The 17,091-nt window shown below is 64.1% G+C and carries 20 protein-coding genes; 5 read left to right on the plus strand and 15 right to left on the minus strand.

The annotated features are described in order from the left end of the window. Nucleotides 1–260: 260 nt before the first annotated feature. The gene (locus tag ACFC25_RS07490; protein ID WP_066287203.1) at nt 261–446 is read right to left on the minus strand and encodes a hypothetical protein; all 186 of its coding nucleotides are present in this window, start codon (nt 444–446) and stop codon (nt 261–263) included. A 229-nt stretch (nt 447–675) separates the two neighbouring features. Between ACFC25_RS07490 and purS the strand changes: the two genes are divergently transcribed. The 3 genes from purS to purL are packed head-to-tail and all read left to right on the plus strand — an operon-like array spanning nt 676 to nt 4,008. After that, a complete protein-coding gene (purS, locus tag ACFC25_RS07495; RefSeq protein ID WP_056631212.1) occupies nt 676–927 on the plus strand; it encodes a phosphoribosylformylglycinamidine synthase subunit PurS in 252 nt (83 codons plus the stop codon). A gap of 1 nt (nt 928) precedes the next feature. Beyond that, nucleotides 929–1,702 (plus strand): phosphoribosylformylglycinamidine synthase subunit PurQ, encoded by a 774-nt coding sequence (gene purQ, locus ACFC25_RS07500; RefSeq protein ID WP_337351844.1) that lies wholly within the window; start codon nt 929–931, stop codon nt 1,700–1,702. After that, complete coding sequence (gene purL / locus ACFC25_RS07505) at nt 1,699–4,008, plus strand: phosphoribosylformylglycinamidine synthase subunit PurL (RefSeq protein ID WP_376044651.1); 2,310 nt, start codon at nt 1,699–1,701, stop codon at nt 4,006–4,008. Before purQ ends, purL begins: the two co-directional genes overlap by 4 nt. 97 nt (nt 4,009–4,105) lie before the next feature. Here purL and ACFC25_RS07510 read toward each other — a convergent pair whose 3' ends face one another. The 5 genes from ACFC25_RS07510 to ACFC25_RS07530 all read right to left on the minus strand — a co-directional run bounded on the left by ACFC25_RS07510 (nt 4,106) and on the right by ACFC25_RS07530 (nt 7,126). Further along, a complete protein-coding gene (locus tag ACFC25_RS07510) occupies nt 4,106–5,047 on the minus strand; it encodes a hypothetical protein (RefSeq protein ID WP_376044652.1) in 942 nt (313 codons plus the stop codon). Nucleotides 5,048–5,167: 120 nt separating this feature from the next. Next, nucleotides 5,168–5,461 carry a DUF503 domain-containing protein gene (locus ACFC25_RS07515; RefSeq protein WP_376044653.1) on the minus strand — a complete coding sequence of 98 codons (294 nt, stop codon included), beginning with the start codon at nt 5,459–5,461 and terminating at the stop codon, nt 5,168–5,170. Nucleotides 5,462–5,527: 66 nt separating this feature from the next. Continuing rightward, nucleotides 5,528–6,151: a hypothetical protein gene (locus ACFC25_RS07520; protein ID WP_337346977.1), complete on the minus strand. Its 624-nt coding sequence runs from the start codon at nt 6,149–6,151 to the stop codon at nt 5,528–5,530. 14 nt (nt 6,152–6,165) lie between these two features. Further along, nucleotides 6,166–6,714 carry a DUF1990 family protein gene (locus ACFC25_RS07525; protein ID WP_376044654.1) on the minus strand — a complete coding sequence of 183 codons (549 nt, stop codon included), beginning with the start codon at nt 6,712–6,714 and terminating at the stop codon, nt 6,166–6,168. Beyond that, on the minus strand, nt 6,707–7,126 hold the full coding sequence (locus ACFC25_RS07530) for an MmcQ/YjbR family DNA-binding protein (RefSeq protein WP_337346979.1): 420 nt from the start codon (nt 7,124–7,126) through the stop codon (nt 6,707–6,709). Before ACFC25_RS07530 ends, ACFC25_RS07525 begins: the two co-directional genes overlap by 8 nt. Before the next feature lie 45 nt (nt 7,127–7,171). Between ACFC25_RS07530 and ACFC25_RS07535 the strand changes: the two genes are divergently transcribed. Beyond that, nucleotides 7,172–8,200: an isopenicillin N synthase family dioxygenase gene (locus ACFC25_RS07535; protein ID WP_376044655.1), complete on the plus strand. Its 1,029-nt coding sequence runs from the start codon at nt 7,172–7,174 to the stop codon at nt 8,198–8,200. A 15-nt stretch (nt 8,201–8,215) separates the two neighbouring features. Here the strand turns inward: ACFC25_RS07535 and ACFC25_RS07540 are convergent, their stop codons facing one another. The 9 genes from ACFC25_RS07540 to ACFC25_RS07580 all read right to left on the minus strand — a co-directional run bounded on the left by ACFC25_RS07540 (nt 8,216) and on the right by ACFC25_RS07580 (nt 15,803). Beyond that, nucleotides 8,216–8,641, minus strand: a complete 426-nt coding sequence (locus ACFC25_RS07540) for a CoA-binding protein (RefSeq protein WP_376044656.1) — start codon at nt 8,639–8,641, stop codon at nt 8,216–8,218. Nucleotides 8,642–8,718: 77 nt separating this feature from the next. Further along, entirely contained in the window at nt 8,719–9,582 is an 864-nt protein-coding gene (locus ACFC25_RS07545; protein ID WP_376044657.1) for a hypothetical protein, read from the minus strand. Next, on the minus strand, nt 9,579–10,130 hold the full coding sequence (locus ACFC25_RS07550) for a sigma-70 family RNA polymerase sigma factor (protein ID WP_337346983.1): 552 nt from the start codon (nt 10,128–10,130) through the stop codon (nt 9,579–9,581). Before ACFC25_RS07550 ends, ACFC25_RS07545 begins: the two co-directional genes overlap by 4 nt. A gap of 300 nt (nt 10,131–10,430) precedes the next feature. Then, nucleotides 10,431–10,769, minus strand: coding sequence for a YegP family protein (locus ACFC25_RS07555; protein ID WP_376044658.1), 339 nt, complete (start codon nt 10,767–10,769; stop codon nt 10,431–10,433). Nucleotides 10,770–11,046: 277 nt separating this feature from the next. After that, nucleotides 11,047–12,171 carry an FAD-binding oxidoreductase gene (locus ACFC25_RS07560; RefSeq protein ID WP_337346985.1) on the minus strand — a complete coding sequence of 375 codons (1,125 nt, stop codon included), beginning with the start codon at nt 12,169–12,171 and terminating at the stop codon, nt 11,047–11,049. Between the two features lie 45 nt (nt 12,172–12,216). After that, on the minus strand, nt 12,217–13,260 hold the full coding sequence (locus ACFC25_RS07565; protein WP_376044659.1) for a Gfo/Idh/MocA family oxidoreductase: 1,044 nt from the start codon (nt 13,258–13,260) through the stop codon (nt 12,217–12,219). After that, entirely contained in the window at nt 13,260–14,039 is a 780-nt protein-coding gene (locus ACFC25_RS07570; protein ID WP_376044660.1) for an amino acid ABC transporter ATP-binding protein, read from the minus strand. The genes ACFC25_RS07565 and ACFC25_RS07570 overlap by 1 nt, the downstream gene beginning before the upstream one ends. Further along, nucleotides 14,036–14,824, minus strand: coding sequence for an amino acid ABC transporter permease (locus ACFC25_RS07575; protein WP_337346988.1), 789 nt, complete (start codon nt 14,822–14,824; stop codon nt 14,036–14,038). The genes ACFC25_RS07570 and ACFC25_RS07575 overlap by 4 nt, the downstream gene beginning before the upstream one ends. A 112-nt stretch (nt 14,825–14,936) precedes the next feature. Next, complete coding sequence (locus tag ACFC25_RS07580; protein WP_376044661.1) at nt 14,937–15,803, minus strand: ABC transporter substrate-binding protein; 867 nt, start codon at nt 15,801–15,803, stop codon at nt 14,937–14,939. 155 nt (nt 15,804–15,958) lie between these two features. On the opposite strand from ACFC25_RS07580, the gene ACFC25_RS07585 reads away from it, so the two are divergent. Next, nucleotides 15,959–17,053, plus strand: a complete 1,095-nt coding sequence (locus tag ACFC25_RS07585) for a LacI family DNA-binding transcriptional regulator (RefSeq protein WP_376044662.1) — start codon at nt 15,959–15,961, stop codon at nt 17,051–17,053. The last annotated feature ends 38 nt before the right edge of the window (nt 17,054–17,091 follow it).

Here is a 17,091-nt window from a genome sequence, read left to right on the forward strand (position 1 = left end):
CTTTCACGAGGCACGGCCCGGCACGCGTCCGGCCCGAGGCAGCTGGAAGACGACAACCGTAATTACAGATCTTGTAACCCGGGGAGACCAGCCGATTCAAACAGTACAGACTGAGAGACGAATATGACATAAGCCACAGATGCCTTTCTTAAGCTTGTCAATTTGCTGTCATGGCAATGGCCGGTCCTCGGGCGGGCACAAGAAAGGCGGCCCCCTGAGGAGCCGCCCACTGGCAAAACTGGTGTCACACAAGGAACCGCCTACTGGCGCGGTGTCCGGACGACCTCGCTGATCCACTGCCGGGTCTTTTCGTCGACGGGGCCCGCCACCCGGGATTCCCTGGCGGCCCTGTCCGCTTTGATCTTCTGCAGGACCATGCGGCCCAGCCCGGCGAAAACGGCAACGGCAACCACGGGCAACAGCACGGATTTCGATTTCTCAGCCATTCCGCAATCCTAGTGACGGTCCGCGCGCAGTGCCAGAGCCGCCGTCGTTCCGCCGAATACAGAGTGCGGCCCTATGCCCGGTAGAATGGGCTAGCAAGCTCGCGGAGCGCCCGTCCACACCGTTCAAAGGCCATGCCCAAAAGCACGGTCCCCTCAACACAGCGGAACGGCGTGAGACGGCACCACTCCGCTGCGCCCTTACCCAATGCTCACGCACAGGAGTTGCCGGATGCCCCGGATCGTTGTTGACGTCATGCCCAAGCCCGAGATTCTGGACCCGCAGGGGAAGGCCATCGTGGGTGCACTTCCCCGGCTGGGCTTCACCAGCTTTAGCTCTGTCCGCCAGGGCAAGCGCTTTGAACTGACCGTCGACGGCGAGGTGACCGACGCAATCCTGGCCCAGGCCCGCGAAGCAGCCGAGACCCTGCTGTCCAACCCAGTGATCGAAGACGTCGTCAACGTCGAGGTCGTCGAGGCCTGAGATGACTGAACTTCCCCTGATCGGCGAGGCAGTCGCCGTCGCCGCTGAGCCCCGGCTCGCGGGTGCCCGGATCGGCGTCGTCACCTTCCCCGGCACCCTCGATGACCGCGACGCCGCCCGTGCAGTCCGGCTGGCAGGCGGCACTGCAGTGCCGCTGTGGCACGCCGACACCGCCCTGGCCGACGTTGACGCCGTCGTGATTCCCGGCGGATTCTCCTACGGAGACTACCTGCGGGCCGGTGCCATTGCCCGCTTCGCGCCACTGATGTCCAAGATCATCGACGCCGCCAACTCCGATGCCAAACTGCCCGTACTGGGCATCTGCAACGGCTTCCAGATCCTGACCGAGTCGCACCTGCTGCCCGGCTCCATGATCAAGAACGACCACCTGAAGTTCATGTGCCGGGACCAGGTCCTGCGGGTTGAAAACAGCAACACCGCCTGGACCCTGGACTACGAGGCCGGTCAGGAAATCACCGTGCCCCTGAAGAACCAGGACGGCCAGTACATCGCGGACGAGAAAGTCCTGGACGCCCTCGAAGCCGAAGGCCGCGTGGTGTTCCGCTACGTGGGCTTCAACCCGAACGGCTCGCGCCGCGACATCGCCGGCATCTCCAACGCCGCCGGCAACGTGGTGGGCCTCATGCCGCACCCCGAGCACGCCGTCGAGGTCGGTTTCGGCCCCGAGTCCCTGGATGGCATCGGCGGCTCGGACACCGACGGCCTCGGTTTCTTCACCTCCGTCCTGAACAAGATTGTGGGAGGCGCCAAGTGACCACGGAAACCACCAAGAAGTTCAACATCGACACCGTCGAGAACGCCGCCAAGACGCCGGACACCGAGCTTCCCTGGGCGGAGCTGGGCCTGAAGCAGAACGAGTTCGACGAAGTCGTGAAGGTCCTCGGCCGCCGCCCGACCGGCGCCGAACTGGCCATGTACTCCGTCATGTGGAGCGAGCACTGCTCCTACAAATCCTCCAAGAACCACCTGCGCCAGTTCGGCGACAAGGTGACCGAGGAAATGAAGAAGGACATGCTGGTGGGCATCGGCGAAAACGCCGGCGTCACCAACCTCGGCGACGGCTGGGCCGTGACGTTCAAGATCGAGTCCCACAACTCGCCGTCGTTCGTGGAGCCCTACCAGGGTGCCGCAACCGGCATTGGCGGCATCGTCCGCGACATCATCTCCATGGGCGCCCGCCCGGTGGCTGTCATGGACCCGCTGCGGTTCGGCGCCATCGACCACCCGGACACCGCGCGGGTCATGCATGGCGCGGTCGCCGGTATCGGCGGCTACGGCAACTCCCTGGGCCTGCCCAACATCGGCGGCGAAATGGTGTTCGACTCCGTGTACCAGGGCAACCCACTGGTGAACGCGCTGGCAGTCGGCGTCATGCGCCATGAGGACATCCGCCTCGCCAACGCCTCCGGCAAGGGCAACAAAGTGGTTCTGTTCGGTGCACGCACCGGCGGCGACGGCATCGGCGGCGCCTCCGTGCTGGCCTCCGAGTCTTTCGACGACACCAAGCCCTCCAAGCGCCCCGCTGTCCAGGTGGGTGACCCGTTCGCCGAGAAGGTGCTGATCGAGTGCTGCCTGGAGCTGTTCAAGGGTTCCCTCGTTGAGGGTATCCAGGATCTCGGCGCCGCAGGCATTTCCTGCGCCACGTCGGAACTCGCCTCCAACGGCGACGGCGGCATGGAAGTTGAACTGACCTCCGTCCTGCTGCGCGACCCCACGCTGACTCCGGGCGAGATCCTGATGTCCGAGTCGCAGGAACGCATGATGGCCGTAGTGACTCCGGAGAACATCGCCGCCTTCGAAGCGGTCATGGACAAGTGGGCCGTGGAGTACTCCTGGCTGGGCGAGGTGACTGATACCGGCCGCCTGATCATCACCTGGGACGGCGAGGTCATCGTCGACGTCGACCCGCGCACCGTGGCCCACGACGGTCCGGTGTACGACCGCCCGTTCGCCCGCCCCGAGTGGCAGGATGCCCTCCAGGCCGACACCTTCACCGGGTCGGTCCAGGATGCTGGCCGCCCCACCACTCCAACAGAACTGGCCGCCGCAGTCACCGAGCTCGTGGCATCGCCGAACATGTGCAGCAAGGACTGGATCACCAACCAGTACGACCGCTACGTCGGCGGCAACACCGCCATGGCGTTCCCGGATGATGCAGGCGTGGTCCGCGTGGACGAAGAAACCGGCCTTGGCGTCGCCCTGGCCACCGACGCCAACGGCCGTTACACGTTCCTGGACCCGTACCACGGTGCACAGCTCGCCCTGGCCGAGGCCTACCGCAACGTGGCCACCTCCGGCGCTGTCCCCATGGCCGTCAGCGACTGCCTGAACTTTGGCTCCCCCGAGGACCCGGATGTCATGTGGCAGCTCGCGGAGTCCATTCGCGGCCTGTCCGACGCCTGCATGGTGCTGGGCATCCCCGTCACTGGCGGCAACGTCTCGCTGTACAACCAGACCGGGACCACCCCGATCCACCCCTCCCCTGTGGTGGCAGTGCTGGGCAAGCTCGACGACGTCGCCCGCCGCACGCCGTCGGGCTGGCGCGAGGACGGCCAGGCCATCTACCTGCTGGGTACGACTGCAGCGGAGCTGGACGGCTCCGAGTGGGCCAACCTGCGTGGCCACCTCGGCGGGCTGCCGCCCAAGGTTGACCTCGCCGCCGAGCGTGCGCTGGGTGAGATCCTGATCAACGCATCCCGCGACGGCATGGTGGACTCCGCGCACGACCTCTCCGAAGGCGGCCTCGCGGCAGCCCTCGTTGAGGCCTCACTGCGCTACGGCGTAGGCGCCCGGATCGCCCTGCAGGACGTCCTGGACCGCGACGGCGTGGACCTCTTCACGGCGCTGTTCTCAGAAACCCAGGGCCGCGCGGTGGTTGGCGTGCCCCGCTCCGAGGAAGTCCGGTTCACCGACATGTGCACCGCCCGCGGTTTCGCCCACGTGCGGATCGGCGTAGTGGACGCGGACAGCAACGCACTGGAGATCAACGGCGTGGACACCATGTCGCTTGACGCCCTCCGCGAAGCGCACGAGGCCACCCTGCCGAAGTACTTCGGCTAGTCCCCACCGCCTCCCTCACGGTGTGGGGCCCCTCCATCGATTGCTCCGTAGCCGCCCTTTTGAACCCTCAAAACGGCGGTTGCGGGGCAATCGTTGCTTAACGGCCCTTGCGCCACCCGGCCTGGACCAACGCCGTGCGGATCTTGGCGATCGCAGGCTTGGCGTCGTTCAACATGTGCCGTTTCGAAATGCGGACCTCCGTCCAGCCCAACGCCCCGTAGCTTTCAGAACGCGCGATGTCTCGGACGACCTGCCCCTCCTCGCCGTGGTGCTCACCGTCGTACTCGATTCCGATCCGGTACTTCCGGTACGAAAGGTCCGGGTCATGGTGCCTCAGACCGTCGTCGCCGATGATTGGCACATTCAATTCCGGTTCCGGCAGCCCGGCCCTGACCATGGCCAGCCGAAGGAGTGTCTCCTGCGGCGAATCGGAACCCACACGGATCAGTTTGATCGCTTCCTTCGCCTTGCGGAGGCCGCGCTTTCCCTTATGCCGATCGATCATCCGTTGCAGGTCAGCCAGACTGCACAGCGGCATGTCCCTGTCCTCGAACTCCGGCCGTGGCATCCGGACGCAGCTGTCCCCCATGGCCACAAGCTCGTCGACGGTCAGCATTTCCGCCATGTCCAGCCAGGTCCGCTCCGGAGTGGTGACCGGGATCCCGTCGACTGTGGTGACCTCGTCGCTAAAAAGCTTCATTCGGTGCACAATGACGTGCGGCCGATTCAGGTGGGCCTCTCCCTCGGGCCTGATGACATGAAACATATCCGGCTTTCCCTTCTGCTGGCGGCGCGGCAGCACGAGCAGTTCCGCCGCAGTGAGGTGCGATGCGGCGCATCGGACGTTGACCTCGATGAAAGGCCGCACCCTGATGCTCAAGGGGAGGTCCGCCGTCGGGCTTTCCGACAGGATCCCCTTGCCCAGACGATGCAGAGTTCGGTGCCGCAGCCGCTTGTCCGAGACCCCGGCGCGCGCCGCGTCGGCGACTGTGAACGGACGTCCCTGGAGTTCGTCGGGTAGCAGGCGCGGGGTCTTCATGGATTCATCAGACCAGAATGCTGCGGTCCGCCGCAGAAGTTATCCACAACCTCCATCGATTGCTCCGTAGGCGCCGTTTTGAGGGGTTAAAAGGGCGCTTATGGAGCAATCGATGGCAGGTTAGTCCTCGCTGTGGAGTTCTCTCTGCCGGGCGCTGAGGAGTTCAAGTTCCGGACGATAGGCCACAAAGCGTTCGACGGCGGTGAGCACCTCCACGATATGCGCCCGGTCTGCTGCCACCAGGCCAACACCTACCTGCGAGCGCCGGTACTGCTCGTGGTCCCCCACCTCGGCAACTGACACTTCGAAGCGCCGCTTGAGCTCGGCCAGCAGCGGCCTGATGAGGGAGCGTTTTTCCTTCAGGCTCTGGACATCGCCCAGGAGGATGTCGAATTCAATCCAGCCGATCCACATGAACCAATCGTATCGATTACTCCCCCTGAGCCCTTTTTGCCGTTTTGAGGGGCCAAAAGGGCCTGCTCAGCCTGCAGCCAGTGCGAGCTCGCAGGCTTCGATCCCTTGGCGCGCAGACTGCTGCTGCGCCGGTGTTCCGGTCCGTTCGGCCCACTGTTCGGCCAACTGGAACTCCACGAGCGCCTCAGTGAACCGGCCGGCGCCGTGCAGGGCCCAGCCCAGGTTGTTGTGCAGCGCCACCATCCAGCGCCGGGTGCGGGGGTCGTGGGCAGTGGAGGCGTATTCGAGGGCGCTCTTGGTCCAGAGCTCGGCATGCGCTGCGTCTGCGATCGCGAGCATATGCAACGCATCCACAGCGAGGTACTCCTCGCCCAGGTGGTCACCCAGCTCCGCTGCCTGCTCAAACAGGGGCACGGCCATGGCGGCGTGACCGCTGGCGTTCAGGATGCGTCCGCGCTCCAGCAGGATCCGCACTCCCACCGTGGGCTCGTCTCCGTCCACCGAGTCCAGCAACGCATCGGCCTCCTCGTAGCGTCCTTGCAGGCCGATGGCCCGCCCCAACTGCGTGGCGAGTTCGGCCTTTTCGTCGGCGTCGTAGGCGGGATCGGCAAGGGCGTCCCTGAAGCGCTGCTCGGACAGCCCGGGATCCTGAATTTTCCATAGTCGGTCAAGGGTCTCTTGGTCCAGCATGTACCTTCTCCTGATCAGCTTTCACCTGCGGCGAGTTGGCGTGCCCCTTCAATGTATCGGGAAGTGACGTGCCTCTGCGCCGCCCGGGTCACCAAACCACCGGTGCGGTAGAACCAGTTGGAAGGCGTACTGAAAGCGGTGATCTTCAGGAACACCTGCCCTGTGTCGTCAATCTCCACCTCAAATGCCTCTTCGCCGCGCGCCGGATGTCCGGGCAGCGTTCCGTAACCGAAGCCCGCAGACTGCGGGCCGTCGCCCGGCACCGGCCGCCTGACCCATACCACTTCGCAGGGGGCGTTGATGCGGAAAGGCCCGAGGCCGAACCCGCTCACCACGCGTGTGCCGGGTTTGACGACGTCGGATTCGGCCCGGACGCGCAGCCCTGACCGGCGCTGGAGCTCCCAAGTCAGGATTCCCTGCGCCACCCGGCGGTAGACTGCCAGACCGTCGCCAAGGTAGGCCTGGGAGACCAGGCAGGGGTACCCCGCCGGTGGACGGCCATTCTCTGTGGCGCCGACACCGGGGTAATCAAGCCTGCCTGCGGCCAGCCGCTTCTTAGTCAACCGATGAACCCTGGGACCCGGTCAACCGCGCCCATCCCAGCTGCTCCTGTTGCTTGCGGCTCAGTGACGCCACCACCAGATCGTAGGAATCCTCCACCATGTCCCGGACCATGGCGTCCGGGAGGGCCCCATCCAGGCGCACGCCGTTCCAATGGTTCTTGTTCATGTGCCACGCGCCCGTGATTTCCGGATGGGCGGCGCGCAGCTGCTGTGCCAGGGCGGGCTCGCATTTGAGGCTTACGGACCAGTCGTCCGGGTCCATCGCGGACGCCGCAAACATCTTGGCCTCGTGCCGGGCACCGCCGGAAACGTGCGCCCGGACCTTAAACACCGAGGTTTCGGGTCCGAACGGGAAGTCCTCGTAAGAACCAGGGAATGACAGGCAGATTTCACGGAGTTCAGCTTGGTCCATCCAGTGAGCCTACAAAGCGGCCGCCCCCGGTGCTAGTCTGCGAGCATGTCACATGACCAGGCGACCATCCCTGTTCTGGACCTGAGCGCCGCACGCCAACCCTACGGTCCCTTTAGTCCGGAATTTATCGAAGAGCTGCGGAACGCCACCCACAACGTTGGCTTCTTCCAGCTCACCGGCTATGGCGCCTCGCCGGGCCAGGCGGAGGAGTTGCTTCAGCTGATCCAACGCTTTTTCGCTCTCCCCCTGGAGGAACGGATGAAGCTGGATAACCGGCTCTCACCGCATTTCCGTGGCTATACGCGGATGGGCACAGAGGTCACCCAGGGCCGTGCCGATGCCCGCGAACAGATCGACTACTCTCCGGACCGCGAACCCGTCCCGGGCTATCCGGCGGACCAGCCCTACTGGCTGCTCCAGGGACACAACATGTGGCCTACAGAGGCCTTGCCGGAGCTGGAACCGGCCGCGATGGCGTGGGCCGCCCTGATGTCCGAGGTTGGCATGGAACTGCTGCGCGCCATCGCCGTTTCGCTCAGCTTGCCGGAAGACTACTTCGACGAACCGTTCGCAGGCACACCAGCGTGGATGGGGAAGCTGGTGCACTATGTGGGCGGTGTGGTGGAAGCGGCCGGTGACCAGGGAGTGGGCTCGCACGCTGACTACGGGTTCGTCACCCTCCTCCTGCAGGACAGCGTGGGCGGTCTGGAAGTCCTGCCGCCCGGCGCAACAGAGTGGGCACCCGTGCACCCCCTCCCGGGCGCACTTGTGGTGAACCTGGGCGAAATGCTCGAAGTAGCCACTGAGGGCTATCTCGCAGCAACGATCCACCGGGTGCAGGCCCCGCCGCCCGGCGTCGACCGTTATTCAGTGCCGTTCTTCTGGTCGCCTCGGTTGGATGCTGTGATCGATCCCGTTCCCCTGCCGCCGGAGCTGAAGGCTCAGGCCCGCGGAATTTCGGATGACCCGTCCAACCCGATGCTCGCATCGTTCGGCATGAACATGCTCAAAGGCAGGATGCGCGCCCATCCGGACGTTACCGAGCGGCACTATCCGGACCTGATCAAGAGCTGACCGCCCCGGGCAGGGTCAGAGGTTGTACTTCCATGCTTGTTGGGCGGGGCACACGTTCATGACCACGTCCAGGCCGGTTGCCTTGGCGCGTTCCGCCGCGGCTTCGTCAATGACACCCAGCTGCAGCCACACCGCCTTGGCGCCAACGGCAATCGCCTCGTCCACCACGGCACCGACCTTCTGTGAATTCACAAAGCAATCAACGACGTCGATGGGCTGCTTTTCCGGCGGAATGTCGCGCAGGGTGCGGTAGCCGGGTTCGCCATGCACAGCGTCTCCGGGCAGGTTCACGGGAATGATCTCCATGCCGAGCCCGTCCCGGATAAACAGCGACGTATCGTAGGCAGCCCGCCACTCATTGGTGGTCAGGCCCACAATGGCCCACCGCCCTTTGTTTCGCATTAGGCGTTCAATAACTGCAGGATCGTTGGTGTGGCCCATGAGGCAAGCCTACGCCGCAGACGCAAAGGCCTTGTTCCGAAGAAATGAATGACGGACTCGGCCACGCAGCGTGGGGGCTAGCGGTTGAACTTCTTCAGCCACTTGGCGCCGGGGTCCGCCTTCGTGGGGATCCCCGACTTCCTCGCCGATTCCTCGCCCGGCCCTCCGGCCACGGCCTTTTCGGGTACGACGCCGGACATTAGCTTCGCTGATTTCTCCAGCGCCTGCCGGGCAGCTTCCTCAGTGGTGGCCGCGGCTTCAGTAGCGTCCGGCAGGGTCCCAGGTTGCCCCGGAACCTTTGGCTCGGTGGCTGCCGACTCCGTGCCTGACGATTCCGTGCCTGCCGCTGCGGTAGCAGGCTTATGGCGGGCGTCAGCGCCGCCGTCGGCTGAGCCTGTTTTTCCAGGCGCCCCAGGAGACTTGCCTGGAACGGCCGCCTGGTCCGGAACATTGCTCGCCGGGGACTCCTGGTGTCTGCCGGGCCCACCGGAATCCGCCGCGGCGTCCTGACCTGCCGGCGCCGTCTGTTCCGGTTCCAGTTCCGGTTTCGTGACGAGCCCAGCGCCGGGGGCGGCCAAGGGAAGTTCCGGCAGGCTCCACGAGGGCGCCCAATCCTCCAGGAGGTGCTGGACGGACACGCTGGACTTCTCCGCGGGCCCGGACGCACTGGCGGCCACCCCCGTGACGCCGAGTCCCATCCCGGCAACAACGGCCAGGCTGACGATCGTGGTCCGGTGCCGGCGCAGCCTGCGACGCCAGGACAGCTCATCCGGACGGGAGCCCAACAGGGCGGCAAGCTGTGCGTTGGGAGGAGGAGCCGGCATGGAAGCGAGGCTTCCCAGGGACAACAGCGCGGCACGCAGGTTGGTGTCCTGCGCCTGGCCGGCGTCGAGGAGCATTTCATCCACGGTGTCCAGCAGACGGCTGGCTTGAGAAGTCATGGCGCCACGTATTCTTTCACTGAGGTTTCCTCGCGGAGCCTGTTCAAGGCCCTTCGCTGGAGCTGTTTAACGGCCCCCGGGCTCTTCCCCATGACAGCAGCGACCTGGTCGACTGTCAGGCCGCCAATGATGCGCAGCGTAAGAACCTCTTTCTGCTCATCAAGCAGGCCCTGCAGGAGGCCCAGGACTTCCGACGGCGAGACCCTTTCGAGGGCTTCGGCCTCAGCAGATGATTCCTCGCGCAGGTCCAGTTCGGCATCGAACGGCAGCTTTGCGGGGGCGCGGCTTTGCCGACGGTGGTCGTCCACCATCCGGGCGTGGGCTACGGAGAAGATGAACGTGCGCAAGCCTTGCACACCGCCGCTGACGGTCTCCAGCCGGGGAAGGACCGCGAGGAAGACGTCCTGCATAACAGCCTCCGGATCTTCAACACCGCGGGCTGTGAGATAGCCCAGGACCTGTGACGCATAAGTTCGGTACACGAGGCTGAAGAATTCCGAATCGCGGGCATTAGCCCGCAACACGTCGTCAGTCAGCGCATCGGTCACGGACGTAGGCTTTCGGTGGAGGGGACTTTGCTTGCTCAGTCTAGGGCGTGTGACGCTTTCGCAGAATGCCCTTGCCCGACTAACTTTACCCCGCAGTAACCCAGGCCGCCGAGACTGTGTGTCCATCCTCGGTATCGCCAGCTTGCCACCCGTTCGACCTGCCGAAGCAGAAAAGAGCCGGGCTGGAACATGATGGGGGACAGGTTCCAGCCCGGCGCTTCATAAAGGTAATCGCTGCAGGCCCTGCAAAGGTTACGCGCTGGCACAAAACATTTTTGTGTCTTTCGTGCCATCGGTTCCCTAGGCTGCTCCGGTCCAATGCGGCGAAGTTGCCGGCCGGTACGATCCCTTGGCATTGACGAAGGAGTGCACCCGGTTTGCGGGCACGCGCTGGTCATCACAGTTCGGCTGGACCTTGGCAGGGACCACCCCGGGGACCGCCTGGACAACGTTGGTGGCCGAACAGAGATCGGTCACCAACCCGGTTCCGGCGCACTCGCGCACGGCGGCAATCCCGGCGGCGACTGCGGCCTTATCCTCAAAAGCTTCGGACACAGCCATCACAGCACCGTCCGGCGCCTTGAGGCGGAACCTGAATCGTGACTCTGAATCCAAGAAAACTTCGAACTTCCCGGCCATGGTGAATCCTTCCGGTTTGTGGGGTTCGGCCCGGCAACGTCTTCGCCACCGAACGTCCGGACGCATCGCTGCGAGGGGCTCCCACGGGTATGGTCGAACGATCTGTTGATCTGTTCAGCTTGTACATCAAGTCTCTCGGCAGTGTCGGCAGCCTCACAAGACCGGCCGGGTTAACCCTTTGTAAATTGCGTTCAACTCCGGGCAAGACAAAGCGGCGGGCCACCCCCAGGTTCCATTGGAACCAAGGGTGACCCGCCGCCGTCGTACCCCTGACGCGTCAGCGCTGGGAGAACCTGCCAGGACGGAACGTGGCCAGCATCGGGTGCTTGTTTCCCGTCATGATTTCCCAGGCGAGCAGTTCGCCTGCGATAAGCCCCAGTGTGGCACCTGAGTGCGTGAAGGCGACGAAGCAGCCGGGCACCTGGCCAAGTTCGCCAAAGACGGGTTCGCCGTCGCCCGGGATGGGCTTGTAACCGATCTTCCAGGACGCGGGCTTGAGTTCGGGATTGCCGGCGATCAGTTTGGATGATTCGTCAGCAAGTTCCTGCACCACTTCGTCCGGGATGCTGAAGGAGCCGTCGGCATGCTCGGTGATGCGGTCTTCGTACCAGTCATGATCCAGGGCGAAGGTGTTGCCCGGGTTGGGACGCACGGCCGCCCGCGGTGTGTTCATCACCGTTGTTACCTGGTGTTCCACCGGCTTGGTGATTACGAGCATGGAGACCGGGGAGCCGTTGGGAATCTCTACGCCGAGGGGTTTCACGACGGCGGGTGTCGCGGCACCGCAGGCAACCAGAACCGCGTCTGCTCCGTACGTCTCACCGGCAGCAGTTTCGACGCCGGTGGCCCGGCCGCCGTCGACCATCACCGAGGCTTTGCCCGCATTGAGCACTAGCTGGCCGCCAAGGGCGTGGAATTCCTCCATCAGGAAGTTCACCAGGTCCGGCAGGCTCACCCAGCCCTCACCGGGGTTGAAGATTGCCTTCTCCGGAACAGCGCTGGCGTCGATGCCAGGGGTGACCGTCTCGATCTCCCCAGGCGCGAGCAGCTTGGAATCGTAGCCGATTGACTGCTCGTAGGCGTGGCGGGCTTCCGTGACCTCGACCTGCCCGGCGGCGTTCCACATAAGTCCTCCGCCGAACTGGAGCCAGTCTCGGCGGGGGTCGGCGGCGAAGAGTGTCCGGTACCTGTCCACGCCGGCAACGCGCAGCTGGTGATAGGGGGTGGAACGCTCGCCGGCTGAGTTGAGCCATGAAAGTGACCGGCCCGTGGCTTCACTGGCCAGACCTTGCTCAGTCAACAGCGTCACGGAGGCGCCTTGGCGGAGAAGGTGGACGGCGGTGGAGACGCCCATGATGCCGCCCCCGATGATGGCGACCTGCTTGGTAGCGCTGGAGGACATAGTTCTCCCTTTCTTTAGTTTCCGGATGCTTGCGACGCGCCTTGCTTACGCGAAGGCGTGAATACTTTCGATGATTTTGAGGGTTTCCAGCACTTCGGCGGGGTTCACGGGAGTTTGCCCTTCGCCCCGAAGGGAAGCTGCGAGTTCGGTATAGAAGCGCGGATAATGACCCTTTTCCGCCGGAACGGGGACGGCTGTGCCGTCCACTCCCAGAAGCCCCCAAGACTCCTGGGGATCCACGCCATAGGCAGGATCCGACGGCGTGATGCCGGCTGCGAGCGCCGGTTCCTGGCTGTCCAAGCCCCACTTCGTGTAACCGGCCTTCGAACCGAGGAGATGAAACCGGGGTCCTGACTGGGCGGCCAGGCCGTTCATCCACAGACGGGACCTGACGCCCGATTCATGCAGTAGCGACACGAAGGCCTCGGTATCGGCAGCATGCGGACAGTGGCCGTTGTTCGCCGTCTCCCCGTAGCTCACCTCCACGGGCCCAAAGAGTTGGATGGCTTGGTCGATCAGGTGGGCGCCGAGGTCATGGAGGATTCCGCCGCCCTCGGCCAACGTGGATGAATCACGCCAGTTACCGAAGCCCTCCGGCCGCCACCATTCAAAGCGTGACTCGAAGGTGTGCACCTCCCCGAGGGCTCCTTCCTGCAGCAACTTCCGGAGCGTCAAGAAGTCAGCGTCCCACCGGCGGTTCTGGAAAACCGTCAACTGCACACCGGCGTCGGACGCCCTGGCAATTAGCTCCTCACCGTGGGCGACTGTGATGACGAAAGGCTTGTCCACAACAACGTTGAGTCCACAAGCGATGGCCGTGGCGCCCAGTTCCAGGTGCGTGAGCGGCGGCGTGCCGAGCACCACCAAATCCAGGTCCCAAGCCTGGGAGAACAGCGCCTCCGGGGAGGGCACGATTCGTGCCTGCGGGTAGAGCCGGGCGGCCTCGGCGGCACGCGCCGGGTTTGCCGTCACGATGACGTCCAGCGAGTATTTCGGGTCCGCGGCGATCAACGGCGCGTGGAAGATCTTGCCGGAGACACCGAAACCAACGACGGCGGTCCGGAGTGGGGCCGCGGTTACCTTACCCATCACAGGACTTCCGAAAGGAACCGCTGCAGTCGTTCGCTGCGTGGGTTGTCGAAAAGTTCGGCCGGCGTGCCAACCTCCACCACTTCGCCTTCGTCCATGAAGACCACTTGGTCGGCCACCTTTCGGGCGAAACCCATCTCGTGGGTGACCACCAGCATGGTCATGCCCCGTTTTCCGAGCCCGGCCATGAGATTCAGCACGCCCTTGACCAGCTCAGGGTCCAGTGCGCTGGTGGCTTCGTCGAACAGCATCACCTCAGGTTCCATGGCAAGGGCCCGCGCGATGGCGACGCGCTGCTGCTGGCCGCCGGAGAGGTCCCGTGGGCGGTGATCGGCCCGCTCAGCAAGACCCACTTCGGCGAGGCTGCGGCGGGCCCGCTCCCTCGCGTCGGCCTTGGACATTCCCTTGACACTCCACAGGGCCAAGGCCACGTTTTCGAGGGCAGTGTGGTCCGGGAAGAGGTTGAAATGCTGGAAAACCATGCCAATGCGGGCGCGCAGCAGGTCCGGTTTGACCTTAAGGGCGCTTTCGCCGGCCAGAAGCACGTCGCCGCTCTTTGGTTCGTGGAGCCGGTTGACGCCGCGGAGCAGGGTCGACTTGCCCGAACCGGACGGCCCGATGATGCACGTTGTGGTACCGGGGGCCACGGTGAGGCTGACGTTGCGGAGCACTTCGATGTCCCCGTAGGCCATTGTGAGGCTCTTCAGTTCAAGGCTGGAGCCGTGAAAGGTGTGGCTCGAGGACGCGGCAGGGTTTGCGGTGTTGGATGCGAGGCTCATGTGTTGCTCCCGGTGATCAGCGGCGAGGCCGCGTCGAGTTCTTTGACTTCTTTCAAGCCGCTGCTGGGGGCAGCCGGGCGGCGGCGACCGGTCCTGAACCTGTTGTCGAAGTAATTGACCAGGTGTGTCAGCGGGACCGTAATCACAAGGTAGAAGATGCCGGCCAGGACCAGCGGGGAAAGGTTTCCGGACAACACGGCGGCGTCCTGGCCCACGCGGAAGAGCTCACGTTCGCTGACAAGTAAGCCCAGGAAGTAGACGAGGGACGAATCCTTGACGATGGCGATGAATTGGTTTACGAGGGCAGGCAGGACACGTCGGATGCCCTGCGGAACTACTACCAACGCCATGGACTTTGCGTAACTCATGCCCAGCGCGCGGCAGGCCTCACCTTGGCCCTTGTCCACACTTTGGATCCCGGCGCGGAAGATTTCGCCGATGTACGCGCTGGCGATCAGGCTCAAGGCAATGATTCCCAGTGGGTACGGCGAAGGACCAAAGATTGACTGGCTGAAGCGTGCGAAGCCCTGACCGATCAGCAGGATTGTAAGGATTGCCGGAAGGCCGCGGAAGAGATCCGTATATATCCGGGCTGGGATCCGGAGCCATTTGGACGGTGAGATGCCCATGACTGCGACGATCATTCCAAGGACCAGCCCGATGACGGTGGCGGCGATGGAGATGATGAGCGTGTTGAGTAGCCCCACACCGAGGAGTTGGGGCAGGACTTCGGCCATTGCGCCGAAGTCGAAAAACGTGCGGATGATGGTGTTAAGCCAGTCCATGGTTGCTCTCAGACGTAGTTAGCTTGTGAGTCCCGGGCGGACCGCGAACTACGGTCCGCCCGGTGGGTGGCGGCCGGACCATGAGTCCGGCGGTCCGGCCAGCGTGTTGTGGCTACTTGCTCGGGGCAGGAGTAGCAGTCTGTTCTGCTTTGGGCAGGTACTGCTCGGGCATCGGAGATCCCGGGAACCACTTCTGGTAAAGCTTCTTCCAGGTGCCGTCCTCCATAGCTTCTGCGAGTCCCTCGTTCAGTGCCTCCTTGAAGGCCGGCTTGTCCTTCGCGATGGCAAAACCGGCCGGAGCGTCGAAGGAGGGGATGTCCGCGGCGCTGACCAGGCCGTGCTGCTCCTGGTAAGCCTTTGCGGCCTCGTAGTCCAGGAAGTGGGCGTCCACCGTTCCGCTGTTCACGGCGGCGATGGCGGTGTTGTTGTCCGGGAAGCGAACCAGGCTGGCGGAGGTGAAGTTCTTCACTGCGTAGGCTTCCTGGAGTGTTCCCTGTACTACCCCGAGCCGCTTTCCAGCGAGGCCATCTGCATCTTTGATGCCGGAGTCCTTGGTGGTGATGACGGTCAGGTAACCGGCGAGGTAGCCGTCAGAGAAATCGACAGTTTCCTTGCGCTTGTCAGTGATGCCAATAGCAGCCACACCAACGTCGAACTGGCCGTTGGCGACCGCGGCAAGCAGGCCGGAGAAGTCCTGACCGGTGAAGACCACATTGTCAACGCCTGCCCGGTGAGCCACATCCTTGAAGAGTTCAACGTCAAAGCCGGTGAAGTTCCCGCTTGCGTCGGCGAAGGTGTACGGCTTCGAGTCGCCCAGGCTGGCGACCCGGATAGTGCCGGGCTGAATCAGCCCGTAGGGGTTTTCTTCGCTCGGGCTTGTGGAGGCCGGGGTTGATCCGGCGCAGCCCGAAAATGCAAAGAGGGCCGCAACGGCGGCGGCAACGATCCCCCCGCGGCGGTAGTTCAGTCCTTTAGTCACAGCAGTTGTCCAATCAGAAGGAGGCTTAAGGCCTTTGGGTAATTCCCTTGCTGAGTCCGGTCTCACCGGCTACGATTGAGACCGGACTCACAGTGGGTTGTAAAAAATGTAACCCAAGCCACACGGGCCGTCAAGCCCCCTTCCGAAAGGCCTCAATGAGCACCACTGGTTCAAGGCGTCGGGACATCACCGTCGCCGACGTCGCCAAAGCGGCCAACGTATCCAAAGCCCAGGCCGCACGCGCACTCGGTAACTACGGGGCAGTCAGCGATGATGTCCGCGAGCGGGTCCTGGCCGCCGCGGAGGAATTGTCCTATCGCCCCAACGAGCTTGCCCGGAGCATGAATACGGGGAAATCGAACACCATAGGGGTGGTGGTGGGTGATATCGAAAACCCCCACTTCGGCCTGGCTACGAGGGGCATCACCGACGCCGCAAAGAAGGGCGGCTACAACGTCATCCTGATCAACACCGACGAGGAGAGGGCTGCGGAGGTCGAGGCCGTCCAAGTACTGTTGGACAAGCGCGTGGACGGCCTGATCGTGGCGCCGGCCTCGTCAGTGGAGAGCCAGCATTTGCAGCGGGTGCGGGACTCCGGCCGCCCGCTGGTTCTGCTGGATCGCGCTGCTGAGGGCTTGGACGCTGAAACCTTTGCCGTGGACATGGCCGCTATCTCCTTCGAGTCCACGAAGTACCTCATCGAGGCAGGGCACCGCCGCATCGCATTCGTCTCGACAGTCAGGACCGATGGGCCCTACGTGCCCGGAATGGTGTTGGACTCCTCGCAAATCTCGGACCGGCTGGAGGGCATCCGTCGTGCGTTCGAAGAAGAGGGCCTGACCCAGCCCGTGGACCTGGTCCGGCTCAACGCAGGCGGTGCGGAATCCATCAGGAGTATTACCAAGGACCTGCTTGCGGGTCCGGACGCAGCCACGGCCATCATCGCCTCGGACGGCCTCATCGCTTTGAGCGTTGTGGAGGCTATCCAGGAATCAGGCCTCTCCATCCCTGGGGATGTTTCGCTGCTGATGTATGACGATTTTGCGTGGACCCGCCTGACCACTCCCCCGCTCACAGTCATTGCCCAGCCTGTGTACGACATGGGGAAAGCCGCGGCAACCGCGTTGATCCGGCAAATTGAGGGCAGGAAACCCTCCCCTGAGAGCCCGCCCCTGACCGCGAGCCTGATTCGCCGCGGTTCCGTGGGCGCCCCGAAGAGCGCTGAGGTTTACAGCCCGGCAGGCGGTTGACCGCTGCGCAAGACAAAGCGGCGGGCCACCCTCCAGGT

Source organism: Pseudarthrobacter sp. NPDC055928, from assembly GCF_042270935.1.
GTDB lineage: Bacteria > Actinomycetota > Actinomycetes > Actinomycetales > Micrococcaceae > Arthrobacter.

Bases quoted from the DNA above. Each gene is read 5' to 3' on its own strand.
- purQ (WP_337351844.1), top strand. From the start codon at position 929: ATGACTGAACTTCCCCTGATCGGCGAGGCAGTCGCCGTCGCCGCTGAG.
- purS (WP_056631212.1), top strand. From the start codon at position 676: ATGCCCCGGATCGTTGTTGACGTCATGCCCAAGCCCGAGATTCTGGAC.
- ACFC25_RS07575 (WP_337346988.1), bottom strand. From the start codon at position 14,824: ATGGACTGGCTTAACACCATCATCCGCACGTTTTTCGACTTCGGCGCA.
- ACFC25_RS07545 (WP_376044657.1), bottom strand. From the start codon at position 9,582: ATGACTTCTCAAGCCAGCCGTCTGCTGGACACCGTGGATGAAATGCTC.
- ACFC25_RS07560 (WP_337346985.1), bottom strand. From the start codon at position 12,171: ATGTCCTCCAGCGCTACCAAGCAGGTCGCCATCATCGGGGGCGGCATC.
- ACFC25_RS07540 (WP_376044656.1), bottom strand. From the start codon at position 8,641: ATGGGCCACACCAACGATCCTGCAGTTATTGAACGCCTAATGCGAAAC.
- ACFC25_RS07510 (WP_376044652.1), bottom strand. From the start codon at position 5,047: ATGAAGACCCCGCGCCTGCTACCCGACGAACTCCAGGGACGTCCGTTC.
- ACFC25_RS07535 (WP_376044655.1), top strand. From the start codon at position 7,172: ATGTCACATGACCAGGCGACCATCCCTGTTCTGGACCTGAGCGCCGCA.
- ACFC25_RS07515 (WP_376044653.1), bottom strand. From the start codon at position 5,461: ATGTGGATCGGCTGGATTGAATTCGACATCCTCCTGGGCGATGTCCAG.
- ACFC25_RS07585 (WP_376044662.1), top strand. From the start codon at position 15,959: ATGAGCACCACTGGTTCAAGGCGTCGGGACATCACCGTCGCCGACGTC.
- ACFC25_RS07565 (WP_376044659.1), bottom strand. From the start codon at position 13,260: ATGGGTAAGGTAACCGCGGCCCCACTCCGGACCGCCGTCGTTGGTTTC.
- ACFC25_RS07530 (WP_337346979.1), bottom strand. From the start codon at position 7,126: ATGGACCAAGCTGAACTCCGTGAAATCTGCCTGTCATTCCCTGGTTCT.
- ACFC25_RS07570 (WP_376044660.1), bottom strand. From the start codon at position 14,039: ATGAGCCTCGCATCCAACACCGCAAACCCTGCCGCGTCCTCGAGCCAC.
- ACFC25_RS07555 (WP_376044658.1), bottom strand. From the start codon at position 10,769: ATGGCCGGGAAGTTCGAAGTTTTCTTGGATTCAGAGTCACGATTCAGG.
- ACFC25_RS07520 (WP_337346977.1), bottom strand. From the start codon at position 6,151: ATGCTGGACCAAGAGACCCTTGACCGACTATGGAAAATTCAGGATCCC.
- ACFC25_RS07490 (WP_066287203.1), bottom strand. From the start codon at position 446: ATGGCTGAGAAATCGAAATCCGTGCTGTTGCCCGTGGTTGCCGTTGCC.